The sequence below is a fragment of the Rhodococcus sp. ARC_M12 genome (assembly GCF_022810385.1).
Taxonomy (GTDB): Bacteria; Actinomycetota; Actinomycetes; order Mycobacteriales; family Mycobacteriaceae; genus Rhodococcoides; species Rhodococcoides navarretei.
The window spans coordinates 99657-125095 of the sequence record NZ_JALGQI010000013.1; the positions used below are offsets into that span (position 1 = coordinate 99657).

Sequence of the window (25439 nt, forward strand, 5' to 3'; positions counted from 1 at the left end):
ACGATGGAACAATGGATCGATCCCCAGCGCAGCACGTGGTGCTGCTCGACGACGAAGGCCGCGCTGTCGGTTCACAGGACAAGACGACCGTGCACACGCTGAACACACCACTGCACTTGGCTTTTTCCAGCTACGTGGTCAGATCGGACGGCGCGGTACTTCTCACGCGCAGAGCGTCGAGCAAGAAGACGTGGCCAGGGGTGCTGACCAATACGTGCTGCGGGCACCCCGCCCCCGGTGAGCGGCTCGACGATGCCGTGGTGCGCAGGATCGGTGAAGAACTGGGACTGCGGGTCGATTCGGCGGAGTTGGTTCTGCCGCACTTTCGGTACCGAGCCGTCATGGACAACGGAATCGTGGAGAACGAGATCTGCCCCGTGTATCGTGTGCTGGTGGACGAGCAGGCGACACTCGACCCGGATCCACTCGAGGTGGACGAGACTCGGTGGGTGACGTGGCGTGAATTCTCCGAAGGGGTACTCGGCGGCAGTATCGACGTATCACCCTGGTGTCGAACGCAAGTGGAGCAATTGACCGCGCTTGCCGAAGAGCCACTGGCCTGGCCGGTGTCGCCGGAAAGTCTCCTTCCTCCCGCCGCCCGTCCTACCGATACCCGCTGATCTCGCCTGGCCTCTAGGGTTCGTGTTGTGAGTATCGTCGCTTTCGGTCAGCCGAACCAGGACCTTCTCGATCGGGATTCCGTCGCGCGCGAACTCGCACGCTTCTCCTCTCGCACTGTCGAATCCGCCGGACTGCGCGCCGCTGCGGTGGCCGTTGCGATCGGCGGAGCGCCAGGGGACCGGCGCATGCTCCTGACGAGGAGGCCGGACCGATTGCGAGCACATCCGGGCCAGTACGCCCTACCGGGCGGCGGTGTGGATTCCGGTGAATCCGCACTGCAGGCATGTCTGCGGGAATTGGCAGAGGAGTTGGGGATTCGCGCCGAGGAAACAGACGTGCTCGGCAGGTTGGACGACTACGTCACCAGGTCCGGGTATGTCATCACCCCGTTCGTGGTGTGGGTCGGTGATTACTCGTCCACGTTGCTGCCCAGCGAGGACGAGGTTGCCGAGGTGTTCGAGGTGACCGTCGACGAGCTCGACGTGGACGCCCAATTCGTGTCGATTCCCGAATCGACGCGGCCGGTGATTCGGTGGCCGTACCGGACCGGGGCAATTCACGCTCCGACCGGCGCGATCGTCCATCAATTTCGCGAAGTGGCACTGCACGGTCGACACACCCGAGTCGCGGACTTCGAGCAGCCCGTGTTCGCGTGGCGCTAACGTGACCGAACGACCCGAGTCCGGAGAACGGCCGACCGCGACGAGCAGGACGAGAAGAAGGTGATCGCCGATGACCGACAATCGTGAGCTCGAGGTGACGGACCGCATCGCGACCGTCCCCAATCTGCTCAGCGCCATCCGGCTACTGGGCGTTCCCCTGTTCCTGTACCTCCTGCTCGGCCCTGGAGCCGATGGATGGGCGCTGGTGATTCTGCTCGTCAGCGGTGGAACCGATTGGTTGGACGGCAAACTCGCTCGCATGCTCGGTCAGGCATCGAAACTGGGTGCCGTTCTGGATCCGCTGGTCGACCGGCTCTACGTCGTCAGCACTCTGGTGGCCTTCGTTCTTCGCGACATCATTCCGTGGTGGGTCGCCGCGATATTGATCGGACGCGATGTCGTCCTGGGATTGACGATGTTCGTCTACCGCCGCAGGTCCTTGCCACCTCCGGACGTCATCTACCTCGGTAAGGCCGCCACCTTCGTGGTGATGATCGCGCTGCCGGTGTTACTGGTGTCCGCCGGTAGCAGTGCGGTGGCCGACGCCGCAGGTCCACTCGGCTACGCATTGCTGATCTGGGGCACGGTGCTGTACACCTGGACCGGCCTGTTGTACCTCGGCAAAGCGATCGCTGTCGCCAGGGCCGTCGATCCGACCGTGGCCGGCACCTGACGGTGGAGCCTGCAGAACGACCGGAGGCCAGACCGGTACCGAAGAGAAATCCCGTTCCGTCACTGCTGACGTCCTTGCTGACCGACCATCTCGACCCGGGGTACGGCGCCGCGACCGCCGAACGAACTGCGCAGCACACCCGTAAGCCGCGGGTACCTGCGGCGGCCTGGCTGCTGACCGGTGCCGTCGTCGTGGGGGTGATCTTCGGCGTCGCGTTCTCCCAGCTGGCGTCCGGTGCGGACGTGGATCGCGCAGGTGCCGACGCCTCGGCTGCGGTCCGTGCTGCACAGAACCGCAGCGCTGAATTGGGGGCCACGCGAGAGGAACTTGCCGAGCAGGTGTCCTCGGAGCGAGACAGAGCTCTGCAGTCCGACGCCTCGGGCAGTGCCTTGTCGGACAGGCTGAGCGCCGTCGAATCCGCCGCGGGCATCGACACGGTCTCGGGCCCGGGGCTCTCGGTCGTCGTCACCGAACCGGTGGCCGACGACGACACGACGGATGGCTCGGTTCGCCGTGGTTCGGGCGCGGCCGTGCTCGATCGAGACATCGCTGCGATCGTCAACTCGTTGTGGGCGAGCGGCGCAGAGGCGGTCTCGGTGGACGGAATCAGAGTCGGACCCAACGTGACCATCAGGCAGGCAGGCGGGGCCATGCTGCTGGACAATCGCCCGATCGGCTCGCCCTACGAGATCGACGCGATCGGCCCGCCGCAGCGCATTCAGGTGCAGTTCGTCGTCAGCGATGCGTATCTGCGGATGAGCACGGTGGCGCAGTTGTACGGTGTCGGGTTCGCGGTGCGAGCGGCCGACGATCTCGAACTCGGTCCCGCGGTTGTGAGAGAGTCGTTCGAGGCAGAGGAGGCAGGCCCACGATGACGGAGCACGACCCACCGAGCGCCCCACCGGCAGAGTCCGGCGTTCCGGCATCTGCAGACGCGCCGATCACCCCTTCCCACGGCTTCTACGCCCTTGCCGCGCTCGCCGCGTTGATCGTGGGGGTCGTGATCGGCACGGTCGCGGGGCCGCAGGTTCCCGCAGTGGTCGCGCCCTACCTGCCGATCGCTGTCGTAGCGGCGATAGACGCGGTGTTCGGCGGTGTACGAGCCTTTCTCGACGGCATTTTCGACGCCAAGGTGTTCGTCGTCTCGTTCGTTTTCAACGTCCTCGTCGCAGCCTTGATCGTGTGGCTCGGCGACCAGCTCGGGGTGGGCACTCAGCTGTCCACCGCAATCGTCGTGGTACTCGGTATCCGGATATTCGGCAACGCGGCCGCAGTGCGTCGCCGACTGTTCGGTGCCTAGGCCGTGATGGCAGGCAACGGACGACACGGCTGGCGCGCTCGACGTCCCCGTGCAGACGATCGAAGGCGCGGAACGGCGTTCGGCGTTCTCGCTCTTGCGCTGCTCTGCGTCCTGGGAGTCGGCATCGCCACGCAGGTACGAGAGACGAGCACGTCGGACAATCTGGAGAATTCGCGGCCCGAGGACCTTCTTGTCGTGTTGGACACCCTGACCCGACGTGAAGCGTCGATCCGCGACGAGATCAGCACTCTGCAGGCCACTCTGGCCACTTTGCGCCAGTCCGGGTCGGGATCGGAGGCGGCCGTGGCGGAGGCGCAGGAACGATTGTCCGCGTTGTCGATTCAAGTCGGCACCGTCGCCGCCGAGGGGCCGGGCGTCGCGTTGGTGATCGAGGACCCGAACTCGGGCGTCGGATCCGAGGTGCTGCTCGACGCCATGCAGGAGTTGCGTGCAGCCGGTGCCGAAGCCCTCCAGATAGAGGGCGGCGATGCTGCCGTCCGTATCGGTGTCGATTCGTGGATCGCGGGACCTGCCGGTCGAGTGGTGGTGGACGGTCGAGAGCTACGAGCTCCGTACACCTTCACGGCCATCGGTGATCCACCGACGCTCGCGTCGGCGCTGAACATTCCCGGCGGTGTCGTCGACACGGTCACCCGCAACGGAGCGACATCGAATGTCACTCGGTCGGACCAGGTCACGGTGTCCGCCTTGCGGGATCCGCGCCCGCGTCAATACGCTCAGCCCGGTAATTGAACGCCCGATCGCCCCGGGCCACGATCGAAGGGAATGCCGCGTTGAGCGACATCGATGCACCAGCTGATCTGTACTACACGCCCGAGCACGAGTGGGTGCAGCGCACGGGGCCCGCGACGGTGCGCATCGGCATCACCGATTACGCGCAGGCTCAGTTGGGCGACGTGGTGTTCGTTCAGCTTCCCGCGGTCGGCGACACCGTCACCGCGGGCGAGTCCCTCGGCGAGGTGGAATCGACCAAGAGCGTGTCCGACGTGTTCAGCCCTCTGACTGCGAAAGTGATTGCCGTGAACCAGGATCTGGACGGCGAACCGGAGAAGGTGAACTCGGGTCCGTACACCGCGGGCTGGTTGATCGACCTCGAGGTTTCGACACCGGAGGAGTTGGACGCGGCAGTGGCACAGATGCTCGATGCCGCCGGATATGCTCTCATCACGACCGAGTGATCGGCCGGCCGTCGACACCAGCCAACCGGCCACACGGTCCCCACTGCGCAGGGTACGGTCGACACCGAGCGAATACCCTGTCGGGGCGAAGGTCCAGGATGCTGTACGACAGCTACGCAACACCGAACGCCATGCAACACCTGATGTGAAGACCATGTACTGCGTTACCCGCGGCGTTCGCTGCCCGGGTGAACGGACTGAGAAGGAGTAACGGTGAGCCAGAACGACAACGACAGCAACTACGGGGAGTCGCCGGCAGAGACCACCTCGGTCTTCCGTGCTGATTTCCTCCAGGAGCTGGACAACTCCGCGGCCGCCCAGAGCACCGAAGCTCCGGTATCGGGTGTCGAGGGATTGCCTGTCGGTGCTGCTCTGCTCGTCGTCAAGCGCGGACCCAACGCCGGATCGCGGTTCCTGCTCGATCAGCCCACCACCTCGGCCGGTCGGCACCCCGACAGCGACATCTTCCTGGACGACGTGACCGTCAGCCGTCGGCACGCCGAGTTCCGGCAGGACGAGGACGACTTCCAGGTCGTCGACGTCGGCAGCCTCAACGGCACCTACGTGAATCGGGAGCCGGTCGACTCCGCAGTTCTGGCCAACGGCGACGAGGTGCAGATCGGTAAGTTCCGGTTGGTGTTCCTGACGGGACCGCGGGGCGGCAACGGATCTCAGGTCGGCGACACGTCTGCGGGTGCAGGAAGCCAGTGACCGCCGTCGGGCAGCAGTCCAACGGGGGGATGTCGATTGGCTCCGTCCTCGATCGACTTCGGCCCGACTTTCCCGATGTCACCATTTCGAAGATCAGATTCCTCGAGGCGGAGGGCCTGATTTCTCCGGAGCGTACGCCGTCGGGCTACCGGCGGTTCTCGATCGCGGACTGTGAACGTCTGCGATTCGTGCTGACCGCCCAGCGGGATCAGTACCTTCCGCTCAAGGTGATCAAGGAGCAACTCGAAGCGATCGATCACGGGGTCGCCACGGTGGAACGGGCGGACGCTTCGGTGAAACGTCCGCGGTCGTTGACGGTGGCCGCGGGCGAAGTGTCTCCCGAGGAGTTCCTGCCGGATCGGGAGGTTCGGATCAGCAAGGCCGATCTTCTCGCTCAGGCCGGTATCGACGACGGATTCCTGACCGAGCTGTTGCGGGCCGGTCTGATCACTCCCGGACAAGCCGGTTTCTACGACGACGGTGCAGTGACGCTCGCGCGAACGGCACACGCGATGTTGCAGTTCGGTCTCGAAGTTCGCCACCTGCGCGCATTCAAACTCGCGGCGGATCGCGAAGCGGGGCTGGTGGCGCAGATTGCCGGGCCGGTCGCGAAGGGCCGAGACGCCGGTGCGCGTGATCGCGCCGAGGAAATGATTCGTGAATTGGCCGCGTTGTCGTTGACCTTGCACACCTGTCTTGTCAAAGCAGCCGTGCGCGGTGCCCTCGACCGGTGACGCGCCCTCGTGTCCTTTCGAATTCCAATAGACTCGGCTGCGACGGGCCGAGCCAGTAGTCGATGCAGCCCGGAATTTCTCGAAGTGAGAGGCAGACACGATGAGTGAGATGCGTGTGGTCGGTATCCGTGTCGAACAGCCGCAGAATCAGCCCGTGCTCTTGTTGCGCGAGGCCGACGGTGACCGGTACCTCCCGATCTGGATCGGTCAAACCGAAGCTGCCGCAATCGCTTTGGAGCAGCAGGGTGTGCAGCCCGCTCGTCCGCTCACCCATGATCTCGTCAAGAACCTGATTTCGGCTCTGGGTCATCAGCTCAAGGAAGTGCGGATCGTGGACCTTCAGGAGGGCACGTTCTACGCCGATCTCGTGTTCGACAAGGACATCAGAGTCTCGGCTCGGCCGTCGGATTCGGTCGCGATCGCACTTCGGGCCGGGGTGCCGATCTTCGCGGACGAGCCCGTGCTCGCCGAAGCCGGCTTGATCATGCCCGACGAGCGTGAAGACGAGGTCGAGAAGTTCAAGGAGTTCCTCGAATCGGTGTCACCGGACGACTTCAAAGCCACCGACGGGTAACAGAAGAGTCTCAACCTCAACTTTAGGTTCAGGTTTACGGCGCGTTGCGTTGAATCTGCCCGATCGTCCCCATAACGTTCGTGCCAGTGAAGTTCATCGCCGCTGCTGGTCGGATCCGGCGCAGTTCACGCCTCGTCGGTACCTGCCGGGGCGTACTCTGGCCTGGTACACGGTATGACTTCACGCGAGTACACCGGGACATAGTCGGTGTCTCGGACGGATCGCAGTACTGACTCGATCCGAACGCAGTGAGACATCCGAGAGGGAGCAGTCAGTGGGAGATCAGCCGCAGCAGCATCACGGCAGTCGAGAGTCCGAAGCCGCAGGCCGGACCGAGGACACGCCTGTCGGTGCCGATGCTCGGGTCGACACCCCCGACCAGCCGTCGAACGCCCGAGTCGATTCGCCCCAGGACATCCAACCCGGATTGTTCCCGGACGACTCCGTCCCCGACGAACTCGTGGGCTATCGCGTGCCGAGTGCCTGCCAGATCGCCGGCATCACCTACCGCCAACTCGATTACTGGGCCCGCACCGGGCTCGTCGTGCCGTCCATTCGCGGCGCGGCCGGGTCGGGAAGCCAGCGGCTGTATTCGTTCAAGGACATGCTGGTCCTCAAGATCGTCAAGCGGTTGCTCGATACCGGTATCTCCTTGCAGAACATTCGCGTCGCAGTCGATCACCTGCGCCAGCGCGGTGTGGGCGATCTCGCCAACATCACGCTGTTCTCCGACGGCACCACCGTCTACGAGTGCACCTCGGCAGAAGAAGTGGTCGACTTGCTTCAGGGCGGTCAAGGTGTGTTCGGCATTGCCGTGAACGGCGCAATGCGCGAGCTCACCGGCACCATCGCAGACTTTCCGGCCGAACGAGCGGACGGCGGCGAGAGTCAGCCGAGTCCCGAGGACGAGCTCGCGTCGCGCCGCAAGAATCGCGCGAGCCGCAAGACCGGCTAGACTTTCACCGTCGCGCCCACGCGGGAGAGTTCCGAGGCATCCAGTCTCGGACGCCGAAGGAGCAATACCTCCCCGTCAATCTCTCAGGCACACGGACCGTGTGGACTTCGACAACTCTGGAAAGTGGTGGGAGCACCCATCCGCCCAAGGGGAAAGGTGCCGACGAGCCGCACTGGCGCGTCGTGTCCGACCGAATCTCTCAGGCGCACGCGTCAGCGGGCACACGACAGAGGGGGAGGAGCGGCCGTCGCCCATGCCTCGGTCGTCCGACGCCTCGTCTTTCCGGCACCTGGGAGCTCAACGTGACCGATCGAACCACCTCGCCCGCATACACTTTCGTCGATCGACACATCGGTCCCGACGCAACCGAGTTGGTCCGCATCCTCGACTCCATCGGCGTCGACAGTCTCGACGAGTTGGCCCGCAAGGCAGTTCCCTCGTCGATCCTCGACACCGTGGTCGACGGCGTGCCCGACGGCTTGGCGGCGCTTCCGCCTGCCCTGAGTGAACACGAGGTGCTTGCCGCACTGGCCGACCTCGCCGGGCAGAACACCGTGGCGACGTCCATGATCGGGCTCGGCTACTACGACACCCTGACCCCGCCGGTGCTGACGCGCGGGATTCTCGAGAACCCGGCCTGGTACACCGCCTACACGCCCTATCAGCCCGAAATCAGCCAGGGTCGACTCGAAGCGTTGCTGAACTTCCAGACCATGGTCGCCGATCTCACCGGCATGGACGTGGCGAATGCGTCGATGCTCGACGAGTCGACCGCGGCGGCCGAATCCATGACCTTGATGCGCCGCGCCAACAGAGCGTCGAAGTCGCCTCGGCTACTGGTCGATTCCGACATCTTCCCGCAAACCGAGGCCGTACTGGCCACTCGCGCCGAGCCGCTGGGGATCGAACTGGTCTACGCCGATCTGACGGAGGGCCTGCCCGATGGGGAGTTCTTCGGAGTGTTGGCGCAGGTGCCGGGAGCGTCGGGGCGGCTCGTCGACCTGACCGCGACCATCGAGGCCGCGCACGAGCGCGGCGCGCTGGTCGCCGTGGGCGTGGACCTGCTCGCCGCCACCGTGGTGACTCCGCCCGGCGAGATCGGCGCGGACGTCTGCTTCGGAACCACGCAGCGATTCGGCGTCCCGATGGGATACGGCGGACCGCATGCCGGGTATCTCGCAGTGAGGTCCGGTCATTCCCGTCAGCTACCCGGCCGTCTCGTCGGAGTGTCGCTCGATGCGGACGGCCAGCGCGCCTACCGATTGGCGCTGCAGACACGCGAGCAGCACATTCGCCGCGAGAAGGCGACCTCGAACATCTGTACCGCTCAGGTTCTGCTGGCCATCGTCGCCGCGATGTACGCCAGCTACCACGGTGCAGACGGACTGCGCGCCATCGCAACTCGAGTGAACGCGCAGGCTCGGACCGTCGCGGCAGGTCTGCGGGAGGCAGGCATCGAGGTGATGCACACCGAGTTCTTCGACACCGTCCTCGCAGCGGTCCCGGGTAAGGCTCAGGCGGTTGTCGACGATGCCAAGCAGCGCGGCATCAATGTGCGACTGGTCGATGCCGGCCACGTGGCCATCGCATGCGACGAGGCTACGACGCCAGAGCACATCGTGAGCGTGCTCTCCGCATTCGGTGCAGAACTCGCGGGTATCGGGGCAGAGTCGCTGCCGGCGACCATGACCCGCACCTCGGAGTACCTCACCCACCCGGCATTCACCCGGTACCGCACCGAGACGGCCATGCTTCGTTACCTGCGTGCGCTGTCCGACAAGGACATCGCGCTCGATCGAAGCATGATTCCGTTGGGTTCGTGCACGATGAAGCTGAACGCCACCGCGGAGATGGAGTCCATCACCTGGCCGCAGTTCGCCCGTCAGCACCCCTTCGCTCCGTCCTCGGACGTGCCCGGTCTGCTGCGGGTGATCGCCGACCTGGAACGGTGGCTCGTCGACATCACCGGTTACGACGCTGTCAGCCTGCAGCCGAACGCGGGAAGCCAGGGTGAGTACGCGGGACTTCTCGCCATTCGTCGTTACCACGTCGGCAACGGCGATACCGAACGCACCGTGTGCCTGATCCCGTCGAGCGCGCACGGCACCAACGCGGCCTCGGCCGTGATGGTGGGCATGCGCGTCGTGGTCGTGGCCTGCCGCCCCAACGGTGACGTCGATGTCGACGACCTGCGCGCCAAGATCGCCGAGCACGCCGACACCCTCGCCGCGATCATGATCACCTACCCCTCCACCCACGGCGTCTACGAGCACGAGATCTCCGAGATCTGTGCAGCGGTTCACGACGCAGGTGGTCAGGTGTACGTCGACGGTGCCAACCTCAACGCTCTCGTCGGACTGGCGCGTCCGGGCCGGTTCGGTGGCGACGTCAGCCATCTCAATCTGCACAAGACGTTCTGCATCCCACACGGCGGCGGCGGACCAGGCGTGGGGCCCATCGGTGTTCGGTCGCACCTGCAGCCCTACCTGCCCGGTCACCCACTGGCCCCGCAACTTGGTTCGGGACCGACCGTGTCCGGAGCCCCGTACGGCAGCGCGTCGATCCTGACGATCACCTGGGCGTACATCGCCATGATGGGCGCGACGGGACTCCGGCAGGCGACGCTGACGGCGATCGCGTCGGCCAACTACATCGCCCGCCGCCTCGACGAGTACTTCCCGGTGCTGTACACCGGCGACAACGGCATGGTTGCCCACGAGTGCATTCTCGATCTGCGAGGTTTGACCAAGGACACCGGAGTCACCGTCGACGACGTTGCGAAACGGTTGGCGGACTACGGCTTCCACGCGCCGACGATGAGCTTTCCGGTGCCGGGAACTCTGATGGTCGAGCCGACCGAGAGCGAGAACCTCGAGGAGATCGACGCGTTCTGCGATGCGATGATCGCCATCAGGCGAGAGATCGATCGCGTCGGATCGGGCGAATGGACGGCCGAAGACAATCCACTGCGCGGGGCGCCCCACACGGCGCGATGCCTGGTTGCCGAGTGGGATCACCCGTATTCACGGGAACTCGCTGCCTACCCGGCGGGCTACGATCGTCCGAAGGTATGGCCCGCGGTGCGACGCATCGACGGTGCGCACGGTGATCGCAATCTGGTGTGCTCGTGCCCGCCGATCGAGGCGTTCGCCTGAGCCGAGAACAGAGCCCGCCACGTCGACGTGGCGGGCTCTGTCGGACTCGCGTCGGAGGCTTCTAGCCCCGGGTGAGTTCGAGCATCGCGATCTCGGGCGGAGCAGCGACGCGGACCGGTGGACCCCACGCGCCCGCACCCCTGGTGGTGTACAGAGTGGTGTTGCCGATCGTGTCCAGCCCTTCGACACTGGGCTGTTGTAGCGGCACCAGATAACGGATCGGCCAGATCTGACCCCCATGCGTGTGCCCGGACACCTGCATGTCGACTCCGAGGTCCGATGCCTCCACCGCCTGCAACGGCTGATGTGCCATCAACAGCACGAATCGATCGGGGTCGATCCCGTCCAATGCCGCGGCGAGATCGGGTTCGTACGGTGCCGGTGCCGTGGCGTCGTTGATGCCGGCGATATCGATGGCAGCGTCGCCACGAGTGATCGTCGTGCGTTCGTCGCGCAGCACATCGATGCCGAGCGTCGACCAGAAGTCGAGCCATTCGCCGCCGTCGCCCGCATAGAACTCGTGGTTGCCGCTGACGGCGAACACACCGAGCGGGGCGTCGAGGTCGCGGAGCGGCTCGAGGTCTTCGCCCACCAGAGCAACCGTGCCGTCGATGAGATCGCCGTCGAGCAGCACGACATCCGGATTCTGGGCGTTGATCGAATCGACGACCTTCCGCACGAACCCCGCACCGCGGGAAGGGCCGGCGTGAAGGTCGGACACCAATGCCACTCGGACGCCGTCGAATTCGGTCGGTAACCGGTCGAGTGCGACGTCGGTGTTCGTCGCACGCGGAGTTGCCGCCTCGACGAGTCCGTACCCCACTGCGATCACGCTGACCAGTGCCACCACAGCGGAGCCGATCCTCGACACACGCAGACGGACCGCAGACGAATCGCGGTGCCTCGCAGCGAAGACCACTCTCACGACGGTGCAGATCACGGCCACCAGCAGAGTTCCCAGGAACAGGTAGAGCACTACGGCGAGCCAACTGAGTCCGACGAACGCCGGACCTCGTGCCCAGGACGGATCGAACTCCGAGCCGCTGCCGAAGCCGATCACCGCGCCCAGCCAGAGGAGCACCAGCACGGCATCGACAGCCAGTTTGGGACGTGTCGGCATCCTGGTGACGGACAGAAATCGCCAGTGGAGAAACAGAGTGACGAGGAGTAAGAAGACGCCGACAAAAAGTACACGAGACATGTTCTAGTACAGCAACTTTCCGAGTCGATCGATGAGGTCTGGCGAATCCGATGTCGATACTGCTTCCACAGTGCCGCCGGTTCGGGCGGCGATGTCGTCGAACGCGGAGGCATCGGAGTTGTCCCCGATCCGCACGATGTTCACCGCGACCGGACGCGCCGGATCGGCCGCGGCGGTCAGGTCGGTGAGCAGATCCTGCGTGGACAGGGGCGAGTCGTCCGGGCCGTCGGTTATCAGCACGACGGAATTGACGCGGCCGGGAACGTATCCGGCCACGGCGTCGAGATACGCGACCAGTACGGACGCGTAGGTGAACGACCCGGTTGCCGGCGTCAACGTCGCCGCGGTGGTGGAGAGTGCAGCGCGTCTGGGAGTAGTTCCTACCGGAACCGTCATCGGACCGGTCGAGACATCCACTCGGAAAGGCAGCGAGTTGCCCAGGTCCTCGCTGAAGCTCCACAGACCCAGCTCGGTGGCGTCGGGCACTCGCTGGAACTGCTCGTCGAGGGCGCGAACGGTGTTCTGCAGCCGAGTCGCACTACCTTCGGTCGTGCCCATCGACTCGGATACGTCGAGCAGTACCGTGGCGCGGCGCGGCAGGACCGGATTTCGCAGCACGGCCAGCAGTGCGTCGGCAACCGGTCCGGAAGGGGCAGCGACGACGTCCGGGTTCACCGTCTCGCCGACGCCGAAGCCCGTATCCGTGAGCAATTGCGCGCCGTCCGGCTGCCGGACGAAATCGACGAACGCGGCGGCAGCCCGGGTCGATGTCTCGTCACCGGAGAGGACAGCCGCGGGATGATCGGCAACGGGGGTGGGACCCTGAGGCTCGACGGCGGTCAACGTCGACGAATCGGTCGATGCCAGCTGCTGCTGGGTGACCGGAACCGCGTGGATGGGGGCGTCGGGGCCGGACGCGTTCTCCAGGGCCGCGAGTGCGTCGTAGGTGGTGGCCGCAGAGGTTGCCGATGCCCCGGTATCGGTGAGAGCCAGCTCCGATACCGCCGAGATCAGTTCTCTCGACGAGACCTGATCGACGGTCAGAGCGGTGGCCGGATCACCGCGTACCCCGGCAGCGATCGCTGCTACCGCGAGTGTGGTTGCGCCGGTATCGGATCCGGTCGGCAGCGCGAGGCGGAGTGCGCCCCATTCTCCGAGTCCGAGGGCCTGCGGGTCACGTTGCAGTCGGACCAGATCCGCCCAGCTCGCTCCGGCAGCGGTCAGAGCGTCGGCCACGGCGGGCGGTGTCGCGAGTACGACCGGACTCGACGCGAGTGGCCGCGGGGTGCCGTCGATGGTTCCGCGGTCTGTCACGGCTTCGACGTCGCCCGACGACTGAGGTATCCAGAGTCCTGGCCGAGCACCGAGTGCTCCGACGTCCCAGTTGTCGATACCGGCATTCAAGGCCGTCCGCACGGCATCGGAGGCGGTGGCTCGAACCTGCACTGTCACACAGTGATCCCGCACGACCGGTGCGGTGTCGTTGAACCGAGCAGCCAGCTGTTCGACAGGTCCGGAGATGTCGGGATCGGCGGCGACAGTGAGCACCGCCGATCCCTCCACACATGTGTCGGCAGCTTCGATCCCCTGATCGGAAATGCGATCACGCAGTTGGAACCACCCGAACACGGCCGCAACGACGACCGCGATCGCGATAACGACGATCACGGGTCCGGCGGCTATCGAACGCCCGCGCCCTGTGTTCCGATGTTCACCCACGTGATCGCAAGACCGTCAGGCGTTGACGGACTTGTACTCCCGTCGGCGACGATGCAGGATCGGCTCGGTGTAGCCGTTGGGCTGGCTGGTGCCCTGGAAGATCAGGTCGCTTGCAGCCTGGAAGGCGATGTTGGTGTCGAAGTCGGGAGCCAACGGCTTGTACGTCGGGTCGGATTCGTTCTGTCGGTCCACCACCGGGGCCATCCGCTTCAGCGACTCGCGCACCTGGTCTTCGGTGACGATGCCGTGGCGCAGCCAGTTCGCGATGAACTGACTCGAAATGCGTAGCGTCGCACGGTCTTCCATCAATGCGATGTCGTTGATGTCGGGAACCTTCGAGCACCCGACGCCGTGGTCGATCCAGCGCACCACGTAGCCCAGAATCGATTGCGAGTTGTTGTCGAGCTCGTTCTGCTTCTCCTCGTCGGTCCAGTCCGTGGACGGCGCGAGAGGGATTTCGAGGATGTCGTCGACGGTGGCGCGCTTGGCCTGTGCGATCTCGTGCTGACGGGCGAACACATCGACCTTGTGATAGTGCAAGGCGTGCAAGGTCGCTGCGGTGGGCGAGGGAACCCATGCGGTGTTGGCACCGGCCTTGGGGTGGCCGATCTTCTGCTCGAGCATGTCGTGCATCAGGTCCGGCATGGCCCACATGCCCTTACCGATCTGCGCCTTGCCCTCGAGGCCTGCGGCGAGGCCGGTGTCGACGTTGAAGTCCTCGTAGGCAGCGATCCACTTCTCGCCCTTCATCGCTCCCTTACGGACGACGGGACCAGCCTCCATCGAGGTGTGGATCTCGTCGCCGGTGCGGTCGAGGAAGCCGGTGTTGATGAACACGACCCGCTCCGAGGCGGCCTGGATGCACGCCTTGAGGTTGACCGTCGTGCGGCGTTCCTCGTCCATGATGCCGACCTTGAGCGTGTTGGCCGGCAGTGAGAGAACCTGTTCGACTCGGCCGAACAGCTCTGCGGTGAAGGCGACCTCGTCCGGTCCGTGCATCTTGGGCTTGACGATGTACAGCGAACCGGTGCGCGAGTTGGACAGCACGTTGTCGGAGGTCAGCGAGTGCATGCCGGCCAACGAGGTGAACAGAGCGTCGAGAATCCCCTCCGGCACCTCGTTTCCGTCGGCGTCGAGAATCGCGTCGGACGTCATCAGATGGCCGACGTTGCGGACGAACAGCAGCGAGCGTCCGTGCAGCGTCAGTTCCGAACCGTCGACCGAGGTGTAGGTGCGGTCCTTGTTCATCGCGCGAGTGAAGGTCTTGCCGCCCTTGGCGACTTCCTCGGTGAGATCGCCCTTCATCAGACCGAGCCAGTTGCGGTAACCCAGCACTTTGTCGTCCGCATCGACTGCGGCGACGGAGTCCTCGAAGTCCATGATGGTGGTGACAGCCGACTCGAGCAGGACGTCCTTGACACCTGCGCCGTCGGTCTTGCCGATCGGGCTCTCGGGATCGATCTGGATCTCGAAGTGCAAGCCGTTGTGCACGAACAGGATCGCCGACGGCGCGTCCGGGGTGCCCTGGTAACCGAGCAGTTGCGACGGTTCCTTCAGGCCGACCGTGTTCCCGTCGGCCAAGGTCACCGTCAACGACGCCGCGTCGACGACATATCCGGTGGTACCGACGTGTGAGCCGGAACTCAGGGGCAGCGCCTCGTCCAGGAAGTCACGTGCGAAGGCGATGACCTTGTCGCCGCGGACCCTGTTGTAACTCGAGCCTTTCTCGGCTCCGTCGGTCTCGGGAATGGCGTCGGTTCCGTAGAGCGCGTCGTACAGCGAGCCCCACCGGGCGTTGGAGGCGTTGATGGCGAACCGAGCGTTGAGCACCGGCACCACGAGCTGCGGGCCGGCCGTCGTGGTGATCTCGGTGTCGACACCGGAGGTGCTGATCTGGAAGTCGGCCGGCTCGTCGAGCAGGTAGCCGATCTCCTTCAGGAATGCTTTGTAGGCGGCGCGGTCGTAGTTCGGGCCCGCATGCTCACCGTGCCAGGCATCCACCTTGCCCTGGATCTCGTCGCGGACAGCCAACAGTGATTTGTTCTTGGGAGCGAGATCGGCGATCACCGACGCGGCACCGGTCCAGAAGGCATCCGAATCTACGTCGGTACCCGGCAGCGCCTCCTTCTCGACGAAATCGAATAGGACCTTGGCGACCTGAAGTCCACCAGCCTGCACACGATCGGTCATGAATTCCTCACTCTTTCCGGTCACGGACACCGGTCACCGGTGTCCCCACGACAACGCTGTCGATGTTACTCGGCGGTAGGTCCGACGCCGAACTCGCCGCCGATCAGTAAATTCTGGCATCGAGCGATCAACGCCGAGCGTAGAGGTGCCGCTTCGCTGGACAATTCCCCCTGCGCGCGCACGTATTCTGCTCGACCGGCCGCGGTCTCGATCCGAATGGGTTCGAGGTCGTAGTCGCTCAAGTCGTACGGACTCGCCCGCATGTCGATCGTTCGGGCATGCAGAGCGAGCTCGAAGCAGTCGGTGAGGAACTCGGAATCGATCAGCGGCCCCAACTTGTAGCACCACTTGTACAAATCCATCGAGGCATGAATGCAGCCGGGTTGTTCGGATGTCAGACGCGACTCCGAGGACAGCGCGAGAGCATTGCGCGGCGCGGCATCGGGGGTGAAGAACCGAAAGGCGTCGTAGTGGGTGCACCGCAACGTCATCGAATCGACCACGGCATCGGTCCCGTCGTGTCCGAGCCGCAGCGGCACCTGCTCGTGCCGTTGCGCCGAGGTGCCCCCGCGGTAGACCATCGCCCACTCGTGCAGTCCGAAGCAGCCGAGAACGGGTGGTCGCTCTCGGGTGGCAGCGAGCAGTCCGAGGGTGAATTCGATGCTCGATCGGCGTCGCTCCACCAGGTCCGATCGCACTCGGTAGCCCGGTCCGTCGTCGGTGTCCACGTGTTCGTAGGACGCGAACTCCGCGAAATCTCGCGCACGTTCACCGGTGAGGACGATGCCGTGACCGGGATTCCACCGGCGCAGCTGGCCCGGGCGGTGACTGTAGTAAGTGAACAGGAAATCGAGCACAGGATGAACGCCGCCGTGGCCCCGATCGGTGAGATAGTCGCCGACGAGGTTCTCCACCCGTGCCGCGTGCGCGGCGCGCCGAGTGGTCCACTCCGCCTCGGTCAGCAACGTCGAGCCGTGCATTCACGCGTTCCGTGGGGGAGCGGTCACGGACTCGACGCTCGGCGAGGATTGACCCGGGCGAGGACCGGCCACCCGGTGCGTACCGTCGCGAACCGTGCCGACGAATTCCTCGACCAGGTCCTCGAGCGCGACGATGCCGACCGTGGCACCCGTCGCGTCGTGTACGGCACCCAGATGGCTGCTGGCACGACGCAGCTTGGTGAGGGCGTCGTCGAGCACCGTGTCGATGGAGACCATTGGCAGGGCCCGCACATCGCTGCGGGGAATGACCGTGTCCGGTCCCGCCGCTTCGTCGGCCATGTCGTCGAGTACGTCCTTGAGATGCAGGTAGCCGACGAGCGCGCCCGAGGCGTCGCGCACTGGATAACGGGAGAATCCGGTTTCGATGACAGCGCGTTCGACGGAGCCGAGAGTGGGTCCGAGGGTGTGATCGGGCCCGGACAGCTCGATGCTGCGAACCTGCTGGGAAGGAATCAGAACCTCACCCACCGTTCGCCCGGACGTCTCGAGCGCCTGCCGCAGCCTGCGATGTTCCTCGGCATCGATCAATCCCTCGGATCGCGATTCGCCGATCATCTGCGACAACTCGACCGCCGAGACCGAAGAACTCAGCTCGTCCTTCGGCTCGATACGCAGCAGCCGAAGGGTCAGGTTGGCGCACAGGTTGTAGAACGAGATCAGCGGCCGCGCCACCTTGATGAACAGGAGATGGATCGGCACCAGAATCATGGCGGTGCTTTCCGGACCCGCGATCGCGATGTTCTTGGGCACCATCTCGCCGACCAGAATGTGCAGAACGACCACGAGGGTCAACGCGATGGCGAAGGCGATCGGGTGCAGGAACGACTCGGGAATGCCGACCGCTTCGAGCGGAACCTCGATCAAGTGTGCCACCGCAGGCTCGGCCACACGACCGAGAAGAATCGAGCAGATCGTGATGCCGAGCTGGGCGGCGGCAAGCATCTGCGAGAGGTTCTGACCGGCCTCGATGACGCTCTGGGCACGCTTCTTGCCCTGTGCAAGTAGCGCCTCCAGGCGATCGCGGCGGGCCGAGATCAGGGCGAACTCGGCACCGACGAAGAACGCGTTACCGGCGAGCAGCAGAACGGCGAGAGCGACTCCGAAGACATCACCCATCGATCTCACCTTCCGATCTCATCCGAGCCACAGCCGCCGCGTCGACGGGCAGGAGCACCACCCGGTCGATGCGACGACCGTCCATCCGAATCACTCGTGCCACCCATCCGCCGTCCCGTTCCAGCGGATCCTCGTTCGCCGGGGGAGGCAGCAGAACTGCGTCCCCCTCGCTCGGGATCCGACCCAACTCCGTCAGGACCAATCCACCGATGGTTTCGTACTCGCCCTCGGGCGCGGAATATCCGGTGGCCGACGCGACCTCGTCGATGCGCAGCAGTCCGGCGCAGTCCCAGCCGTCTCCCGAGCGGGCGACATCGAGCTCCGGCTCGTCGTGTTCGTCGCGCACATCACCGACGATCTCCTCGATCAGATCCTCCATCGTGACCATGCCCGCTGTGCCGCCGTACTCGTCGACGACGAGCGCGACCTGCATACCGTCGGCGCGTACCCGTTCCATCACCGCGTCACCGTCGAGGCTGGACGGTACGACGGGAACGTCGCGCGCAAGGGACTCGACCGTCGTCGTGCGACGGTTCGCTCCCGCAACGGTGAACGCATGCTTGATGTGGACGACGCCGACGGTGTCGTCCAGGTCGCCGTCGACCACCGGAAAACGCGAGAATCCGGTGCGTGCAGCCGTTTCGATCAGATCGGCCACGGTTGCGTCCGTGGCGAGCGTTTCGATCTTGACTCGCGGCGTCATCAGCTCCTCTGCCGTGCGGTCGCCGAACTGCAACGAGCGATCCACCAGTCGGGCGGTGTTCTCGTCGATCGATCCCTGCCTCGCCGACGTGCGAACCAACGAACCCAGTTCCTGCGGAGAACGCGCGGATCTCAGCTCCTCGGCCGGCTCGATGCCGAGTCGGCGTACCAGCCAGTTGGCCGAGCCGTTGAGACCGTTGATGGCCCACTTGAAGATCAGCGAGAACCCGGCCATCGCACCGGCGGTGACACGAGCGGTCGACATCGGTTTCGCGATGGCGATGTTCTTCGGGACCAGCTCACCGAAAATCATCGAGAACGACGTGGCCAGGATCAGCGCCACCGCCAGAGAGATGCCGGCCGACAGGGTCTCGGAGGCACCGAGCGCGTCGGCCACCGGCCGAATGAAGCCGGCCAGTACCGGTTCGGCCAGATATCCGGTGATCAGTGTCGTGATGGTGATGCCGAGCTGCGCGCCGGACAGCTGAAAGGACAGCGTCTTGTGGGCGTGCAGAACCTGGCGCGAGCGCAGGTCTCCGTTCTCGGCCTGTGACTCGACCGCGCTGCGTTCGAGAGCAGTGAGGGAGAACTCGGCAGCGACGAACAGCGCGGTGCCTGCAGTCAGGGCGACGAAACCCAGCAGGCTGACGATGGTGATGATGGTTGCCACGGCTCAGCGCCGCCGAAGTTGAGACAGGAGTACGGCACCGCCGGAATGCACGTGGCTGTCGAATCTGGTGTCGCCGGGTTTCTCTCCCGGCTCGATAGAGGATCCCTCCGAAGTGGAACCGTCGTCGTGCTGCTCTGCAGTTGCCGAAACGGCAACCGAAATAGTGGGTGCCTCGGGCACCTGATTCCCTTCTGTCGGTTCGCGTTGCGGTCCCACTCGCCGTGGATCCGACCGCTCGGCCGGCCATGGAGAATCGAATGCTCGATTTTTGATGGCCGGCCCGCGCGAACTGCTGTGTCTGCTGTAGGAGAGTCTAACCGTGCGTGCCCGTCACCACCCGGAGGGCAGGGGCCGTCCCTCGGCGAATCCGGCCGCGGACTGAACTCCCAGAACTGCTCGTTCGGCCAACTCCGGGAGGGAACGGGCTCCGGCATACGTGCAGGTGCTGCGAACTCCGGCGCAGATGTGGTCGATCAGATCCTCGACACCGGGCCGATCGGGATCGAGGCGCATCCGAGAACTGGAGATTCCTTCCTCGAACAAGGCCTTGCGAGCCCGGTCGAACGCTCCGTCGGTGGCGGTACGGGCGGCAACGGCTCGCTTGGACGCCATGCCGAAGCTCTCTTTGTACCGATTGCCGGACGCGTCGACACGCAGGTCACCGGGGGACTCGTAGGTGCCGGCGAACCACGACCCGATCATGACGTTCGCAGCACCGGCAGCCAGTGCCAACGCAACGTCACGCGGGTGGCGCACACCGCCGTCGGCCCACACCGAAGCACCGAGTTCGGCTGCAGCAGCGGAACAATCGGCGACAGCCGAGAACTGCGGGCGCCCGACGCCGGTCATCATTCGTGTCGTGCACATCGCTCCTGGACCGACGCCGACCTTGACGATGTCCGCGCCCGCCTGCACCAGATCGCGCGTGCCCTGGGCAGACACCACGTTGCCGGCCGCCAGGGGAACGCCGAGATCGAGTGAGCGCACAGCAGCGAGGGCTTCGAGCATCTTCTCCTGATGCCCGTGAGCGGTGTCCATCACGAGCACGTCGGCACCGGCCTCGACCAGCGCAGTCGCCTTCTCCGCCACGTTGCCGTTGATGCCGACGGCCGCCGCGATTCTCAGCCGCCCCGACGCATCGACTGCAGGTGCGTAGATACCGGTCCGAACCGCGCCGGTCCTGGTCACGACACCCGCCAGCGTGCCGTCGTCCTCGACGACGACGGCGAGGTGTGCATGTGCTGCCTCGATCTGCTCGAACACTTCCTTGGGGGACGCATGGCGGGGGACGCGGACGAAGTCGGTAGACGCCACGGAACTGAGCCGGGCGAATCGGTCGACGTCGGTGCAGGCGCTCTCGGTGACGACTCCGATGGGCTTGCCGTGTTCGACGATGACGACCGATCCGTGTGCGCGCTTGTGCACCAGCGCCAATGCGTCGGACACGGACGCATTGGGGCCGAGGACGACAGGTGTGTCCGCGATCAGGTCACGACTCTTGACGAATGCGACGGTCTCGGCGACGGCCTCGGTGGGGAGGTCCTGCGGGATCACGGCGATCGCTCCGCGGCGTGCGACGGTCTCGGCCATCCGCCGGCCCGACACAGCGGTCATGTTGGACACCACGATCGGGATCGTCGTTCCCGAGCCGTCGACCGTACCGAGGTCGACATCGAACCGCGACGTGACGTCGGTTCGGCTGGGGACGAGGAAGACATCGTCGTAGGTGAGGTCGTAGGGCGGATGATGACCATCGAGGAACTGCACGTTGATCGAGACTACCGGTCGGGCGCAGCCGACGGTGCCGACGCCCCGGCCACCGACTCCGATTCGATGCGCGTCGACGCCTGGGTCCGCGACAGCAGAATCGTCGTGACGAGCATGACGGACACCGCCACGGCAATGGTGGGGAGTGCAGCCCCCTCGGTTCTGATTCGCTCGTCCAGGACCGTGATGCCGATGAACGCCGCACCGAGAGGCTCGCCGATCGTGACGGCCGGCAGTGACGCCGACAGCGGCCCGACCTGAAATGCGCGCTGTTGCAGATAGAACCCGATGACTCCTGATCCCACCAGCGCGTAGGTCTGCCAGGCACCCAGTGCTCCGAGCAGGTCGCTCTCGACGAGATCGGTGACGAACTTCGTCAGAGCCGCAGCCAGACCGAACAGCAGACCTCCCGCAGCCCCGAGCAGCAGAGCTCGCGCGCCGGGATTGCTCACCAGCAGCCCGACCACGGCAGCGTTGCCGATCACCACAGCGGCGCAGATCAGCGGCACGATCCAGTCGGAGAGAGGGGCGTCGGCAGTGCCCTCACTGGGATCACCGACGACGATGAACACCGCAAGGGCGGCGGCCAGAAGGACAGCGAGCGCCCATGTGGAACCAGGCAATACACGGCCCGCCAGTTTCGCCGACATCGGGAGTGCGAACAGCAGGGCAGTCACGAGCAAGGGCTGCACGACGAGAACGGAACCGACCCAGAGCGCAGCGATCTGCACCGCAAAGCCGCCCCCGTCACCGAGTACGCCCACCCACCATCGCGGACTACGGATCAGCGCCGAGAACAAGGACGTCCCCTCGGGAACCGAGGCTGCGGCGCTCTGCTGCGCCACCGACGCGCAGGCGAACAGGAATGAAGACACCAGGGCGAGCGCGACAGACAGCCACGAGGCGGTCACCCGCGTCGTCCTCTGCTTCCGCCCCGCCTGCCCCCGGTCCGGCCGCTCCGCTCGTGGCGGACGGAGCCTGCGCCGCGCCGTGAACCGCGCGGCGGCGGTGGTTCCGCTGCCTGCGGCGGCAACGGCCGGCCGATAGGGGTACGCGCGCCGGTCAATCGACGCCAGGAGGTGGGATCGGTCTCGGTATCGACCACCGTTGCCGAGACACCGGCATCGTCGGCCATGGCGCACACGTGCTCGACCTGTTCGTCGGTTGCCAGCGTCACGACGATTCCGCTGGCACCGGCGCGTGCAGTTCGGCCTGCGCGATGCACGTAGTCCTTGGAGTCGAGCGGAGGGTCGACGTGCACCACGAGGGTGACGTCGTCGACGTGTACCCCCCTGGCTGCGACGTCGGTTGCGATCAGTGCAGTCGATTCGCCGTCCCCGAAAGTGGCGAGCGAACGTGTTCGATGCGCCTGAGTCTTGTTGCCGTGCAACGACGATACCGGTACACCCAGCCGTCGACAGTCATCGGTGAGTCGATCGACCGCATGGGTCGTGCGGACGAACAACAACGTGCGACCGTCTCTGTTGGCAAGTGCGGCCGCCACGTCGGTCTTGCGTGCAGCGTCGATCCTGAACACGTAGTGCGCAATGTCGGGCTCACTGACCGACTCCGCTGTGGAATGCTCGGCCGGATCGGTCAGGAACTTCTCGACCAGACGGTCGACGTCCTCGTCCAGGGTCGCCGAGAACAGCAACCGCTGGCCGACGGCCGGTGTCGCGCCGAGAAGCGACTCGATCTGAGGCAGAAATCCCATGTCGACCATGCGATCCGCCTCGTCGATCACCGTCACCTCCACGCGATCCAGAGCGATCGAACGTCGCTCGAGCAGATCGTTGAGACGACCGGGGGTGGCGACAACGATGTCGATTCCGCGCTGAATCTCTCGGACGTTGCGCTCGAGCGGAACCCCGCCGACCACACCGACGCTGCGCAGGCCGAACGTCGCACCGTGGACGTCGAGGACTTCGTGGATCTGGAGCGCCAATTCACGAGTGGGTGCCAATACCAGTCCGCGCGGTGCACCGGGCTCGCTGCGACGGCCGGCAAGCCGAACGAGAAGCGGGAGTCCGAACGCCAGCGTTTTCCCCGACCCGGTCGGAGCACGTCCGAGTACGTCGCGACCGGCAAGCGCATCGGGCAGGGTTGCGGACTGGATCGGAAACGGCTCGGAGACACCCGCTTTCCTGAGCGAGTGGACGAGAACCACAGGCAGTCCCAGGTCTGCGAACGATCGAACGGATTGACCCGGCATGGCTGTGACCCTACCGCTGCGTCGATCACGCGTCGGAATCTTCTTGTCGGTACCCGACGCGATACTCCGTGTAGAACGCACGTTCGAGTCGCGTTCGACATCGCGATTGCCGAGGGGGCGATCGCACGCAGAGGGTGGGGGAGCTATGTGCAAGATGTGTCAAGGCTTCGGCGTCGACGAGTACATCGGTGACGTCAGGCGCACCATGGAGCAATTCGGGTGGGCTCTGCAGTACGTGGAATCCGAGGTCGACCGGGAGGGTATCCACCCGGCGTTCTGTTACACCGTCGGCCTCACCGACTTCGGGAGTCCGGAAATAGTCCTGACGGGGCGTGGGCCGACCGAGTCCTCTCGAATACTGAACGCGCTCGGCGCGTCGGTGGCTTCGGGGATGCTGGAACTCGAAGCCGGAATCGGTTGCTCAGCAGCAGGATTCGAGTTGTTCACGATCGATGTACCGGAATGTGCAGACATCCTGTACACGGCATCCGACGTGTACGGCAAGGGCTGCTTCAGCGCCGTGCAGGCGGTGTGGATGGATCTGGAAGGTTCGTTGCCCTGGGAGGGCATTCCGTCGACGGTGGTCCAACCGGTCCTCGGGCCGGTGCCCATCTGACCGAATTCCCGGTGGTGCATCGGGGGCGCTGCGTACTGCACGCAGCGCCCCCGATGGACAACGGTGGGTCAGGCTTCGACCTCGGAACGATCGCCACTCCACAGAGTGTGGAACTTGCCTTCCGAGTCGGTTCGCTCGTAGGTGTGCGCCCCGAAGAAGTCCCGCTGTCCCTGCGTCAGAGCGGCCGGTAGACGCTCTGCCCGCAATGCGTCGTAGTAGGAGAGCGAGGACGCGAACGCCGGCACCGGAATGCCCAGCGAGGCCGCGGTGATGACGACCCGGCGCCAGCTGTCGATGGCGTTCTCGATGGCATCACGAAAGTACGGAGCCAGGATCAGGCTGGGAAGTTCGGCGTTGTCCTCGTATGCATCCTTGATGCGATCGAGGAACCGAGCGCGGATGATGCACCCACCACGCCAGATGGTGGCGAGGTCACCGGGGTGCAAGTTCCAGTCGTATTCTGCACTGCCCGCCGCGATCTGGTCGAAGCCCTGCGCATAGGCGACGATCTTCGATGCGTACAGAGCCCGGCTGATGTCGTGTGTGAACTGCTCCGCGTCGGTGGGCTTGTCGGCAAGCGATCCCGAAGCGAGTCCGACGGCTGCCTTGCGCTGAGCCCGTGACCCCGACAGCGCCCGAGCGAACACCGCCTCGGCGATGCCGGTGACGGGAACACCCAGATCCAGGGCCGCCTTGACGGTCCACCGGCCGGTGCCCTTCTGTTCCGCAGCGTCGACGATCACATCGACGAGAGGCTGACCGGTCTTGGCGTCGACCTGGCGGAGCACCTCGGCGGTGATCTCGACGAGGTAGCTCTCGAGGTCCCCGTTGTTCCACTCGGTGAACACGTCTGCCACCTGGGCAGGCGTGTAGCCGAGGGCGTCGCGGAACAGGTTGTATGCCTCGCCGATGAGCTGCATGTCGGCGTACTCGATGCCGTTGTGCACCATCTTGACGAAGTGGCCGGAGCCGTCGGGGCCGATGTGGGTGCAGCACGGTGTGCCGTCGACCTGTGCCGCGATGGATTCCAGCAGCGGACCGAGTGCCTTGTAGGACTCGGCCGGACCACCCGGCATGATCGACGGGCCGTTGAGCGCGCCTTCTTCACCGCCCGAGATGCCGGCACCGACGAAGAGCAGCCCGCGCTCCTTCATGGCCGCCTCGCGGCGAATGGTGTCGGTGTAGAGAGCGTTGCCACCGTCGATGATGATGTCGCCCTCCTCCATCGCGCCTGCAAGCTCCTCGATCACCGCGTCGGTGGGGTCTCCTGCCTTGACCATGATGAGCACTCGGCGCGGCTTCGCGAGAGCGGCGACGAACTCTTCGATGGTTTCGGTGCGGATGAAGGTGCCTTCGGAGCCGTGCTCGGAAATCAAGGCATCGGTCTTGGCGACACTGCGGTTGTGCAATGCGACGGTGTGGCCGTGGTTCGCGAAGTTGCGGGCGATGTTGGAGCCCATGACGGCGAGTCCGGTGACTCCGATCTGAGCCAGTTCTGTCGGTTCTGCTTCTGAGGTCATACAGACAGCTTTCCCTGCCGAGCAATTTCGCGCGAGCCAACCCCCCGGGTCTGCGTCGAACCCAGTCCGACAGAACGACAACGGGTGCCGCATTCGCGAAGAATGCGGCACCCGTTGTTGCAGTTCCGGTCGGATCACGAC

General features: G+C 65.2%; 23 protein-coding genes and 1 riboswitch. Of the genes, 13 read left to right on the forward strand and 10 right to left on the reverse strand.

Annotated elements, in window-relative coordinates:
• Positions 1-11: 11 nt before the first annotated feature.
• The 12 genes from idi (at position 12) to gcvP (ending at position 10584) form a co-directional block, all read left to right on the forward strand.
• Entirely contained in the window at positions 12-620 is a 609-nt protein-coding gene (gene idi, locus MTX35_RS17310; RefSeq protein WP_243596156.1) for an isopentenyl-diphosphate Delta-isomerase, read from the forward strand.
• A 33-nt stretch (positions 621-653) separates the two neighbouring features.
• A complete protein-coding gene (locus MTX35_RS17315) occupies positions 654-1283 on the forward strand; it encodes a CoA pyrophosphatase (RefSeq protein ID WP_374230322.1) in 630 nt (209 codons plus the stop codon).
• 70 nt (positions 1284-1353) lie between these two features.
• The gene (locus tag MTX35_RS17320) at positions 1354-1956 is read left to right on the forward strand and encodes a CDP-alcohol phosphatidyltransferase family protein (protein ID WP_243596158.1); all 603 of its coding nucleotides are present in this window, start codon (positions 1354-1356) and stop codon (positions 1954-1956) included.
• Positions 1957-1958: 2 nt separating this feature from the next.
• Positions 1959-2831 (forward strand): DUF881 domain-containing protein, encoded by an 873-nt coding sequence (locus MTX35_RS17325; RefSeq protein ID WP_243596159.1) that lies wholly within the window; start codon positions 1959-1961, stop codon positions 2829-2831.
• Positions 2828-3256 carry a small basic family protein gene (locus MTX35_RS17330; RefSeq protein ID WP_243596160.1) on the forward strand — a complete coding sequence of 143 codons (429 nt, stop codon included), beginning with the start codon at positions 2828-2830 and terminating at the stop codon, positions 3254-3256. The genes MTX35_RS17325 and MTX35_RS17330 overlap by 4 nt, the downstream gene beginning before the upstream one ends.
• Positions 3257-3262: 6 nt before the next feature.
• Entirely contained in the window at positions 3263-4009 is a 747-nt protein-coding gene (locus MTX35_RS17335; RefSeq protein ID WP_243596161.1) for a DUF881 domain-containing protein, read from the forward strand.
• Positions 4010-4050: 41 nt separating this feature from the next.
• Positions 4051-4455: a glycine cleavage system protein GcvH gene (gene gcvH / locus MTX35_RS17340; RefSeq protein ID WP_243596162.1), complete on the forward strand. Its 405-nt coding sequence runs from the start codon at positions 4051-4053 to the stop codon at positions 4453-4455.
• Between the two features lie 213 nt (positions 4456-4668).
• Positions 4669-5166 carry an FHA domain-containing protein gene (locus MTX35_RS17345; RefSeq protein WP_057479400.1) on the forward strand — a complete coding sequence of 166 codons (498 nt, stop codon included), beginning with the start codon at positions 4669-4671 and terminating at the stop codon, positions 5164-5166.
• Complete coding sequence (locus MTX35_RS17350) at positions 5163-5900, forward strand: MerR family transcriptional regulator (RefSeq protein ID WP_243596163.1); 738 nt, start codon at positions 5163-5165, stop codon at positions 5898-5900. The genes MTX35_RS17345 and MTX35_RS17350 overlap by 4 nt, the downstream gene beginning before the upstream one ends.
• 100 nt (positions 5901-6000) lie before the next feature.
• Entirely contained in the window at positions 6001-6474 is a 474-nt protein-coding gene (locus MTX35_RS17355; protein ID WP_243596164.1) for a bifunctional nuclease family protein, read from the forward strand.
• Between the two features lie 415 nt (positions 6475-6889).
• Complete coding sequence (locus MTX35_RS17360) at positions 6890-7429, forward strand: MerR family transcriptional regulator (RefSeq protein WP_157226114.1); 540 nt, start codon at positions 6890-6892, stop codon at positions 7427-7429.
• Positions 7430-7440: 11 nt separating this feature from the next.
• Positions 7441-7538, forward strand: a riboswitch (glycine riboswitch).
• Between the two features lie 193 nt (positions 7539-7731).
• A complete protein-coding gene (gene gcvP, locus MTX35_RS17365) occupies positions 7732-10584 on the forward strand; it encodes an aminomethyl-transferring glycine dehydrogenase (protein WP_243596165.1) in 2853 nt (950 codons plus the stop codon).
• A gap of 61 nt (positions 10585-10645) precedes the next feature.
• On the opposite strand, the gene MTX35_RS17370 is transcribed toward gcvP, so the two are convergent.
• From MTX35_RS17370 to MTX35_RS17410, 9 genes are all read right to left on the reverse strand, one after another.
• Positions 10646-11785 carry a metallophosphoesterase gene (locus MTX35_RS17370; RefSeq protein WP_243596166.1) on the reverse strand — a complete coding sequence of 380 codons (1140 nt, stop codon included), beginning with the start codon at positions 11783-11785 and terminating at the stop codon, positions 10646-10648.
• 3 nt (positions 11786-11788) lie between these two features.
• Entirely contained in the window at positions 11789-13453 is a 1665-nt protein-coding gene (locus MTX35_RS17375) for a substrate-binding and VWA domain-containing protein (RefSeq protein WP_243596167.1), read from the reverse strand.
• Between the two features lie 66 nt (positions 13454-13519).
• A complete protein-coding gene (locus MTX35_RS17380; RefSeq protein WP_243596168.1) occupies positions 13520-15694 on the reverse strand; it encodes a malate synthase G in 2175 nt (724 codons plus the stop codon).
• 65 nt (positions 15695-15759) lie between these two features.
• Entirely contained in the window at positions 15760-16674 is a 915-nt protein-coding gene (locus tag MTX35_RS17385) for a 3-methyladenine DNA glycosylase (RefSeq protein ID WP_243596169.1), read from the reverse strand.
• The gene (locus MTX35_RS17390; RefSeq protein WP_243596170.1) at positions 16675-17811 is read right to left on the reverse strand and encodes a hemolysin family protein; all 1137 of its coding nucleotides are present in this window, start codon (positions 17809-17811) and stop codon (positions 16675-16677) included.
• Positions 17804-19183, reverse strand: a complete 1380-nt coding sequence (locus tag MTX35_RS17395) for a hemolysin family protein (RefSeq protein ID WP_243596171.1) — start codon at positions 19181-19183, stop codon at positions 17804-17806. The genes MTX35_RS17390 and MTX35_RS17395 overlap by 8 nt, the downstream gene beginning before the upstream one ends.
• 330 nt (positions 19184-19513) lie before the next feature.
• Entirely contained in the window at positions 19514-20950 is a 1437-nt protein-coding gene (locus tag MTX35_RS17400) for a GuaB1 family IMP dehydrogenase-related protein (RefSeq protein WP_243596172.1), read from the reverse strand.
• A gap of 11 nt (positions 20951-20961) precedes the next feature.
• Entirely contained in the window at positions 20962-21861 is a 900-nt protein-coding gene (locus MTX35_RS17405) for a DMT family transporter (protein WP_243596173.1), read from the reverse strand.
• The gene (locus tag MTX35_RS17410) at positions 21858-23162 is read right to left on the reverse strand and encodes a DEAD/DEAH box helicase (protein WP_243596174.1); all 1305 of its coding nucleotides are present in this window, start codon (positions 23160-23162) and stop codon (positions 21858-21860) included. The genes MTX35_RS17405 and MTX35_RS17410 overlap by 4 nt, the downstream gene beginning before the upstream one ends.
• A gap of 145 nt (positions 23163-23307) precedes the next feature.
• Between MTX35_RS17410 and MTX35_RS17415 the strand changes: the two genes are divergently transcribed.
• Positions 23308-23778: a DUF4262 domain-containing protein gene (locus MTX35_RS17415; protein WP_243596175.1), complete on the forward strand. Its 471-nt coding sequence runs from the start codon at positions 23308-23310 to the stop codon at positions 23776-23778.
• A gap of 68 nt (positions 23779-23846) precedes the next feature.
• On the opposite strand, the gene gndA is transcribed toward MTX35_RS17415, so the two are convergent.
• Complete coding sequence (gene gndA / locus MTX35_RS17420; protein ID WP_243596176.1) at positions 23847-25298, reverse strand: NADP-dependent phosphogluconate dehydrogenase; 1452 nt, start codon at positions 25296-25298, stop codon at positions 23847-23849.
• Positions 25299-25439 lie beyond the last annotated feature (141 nt).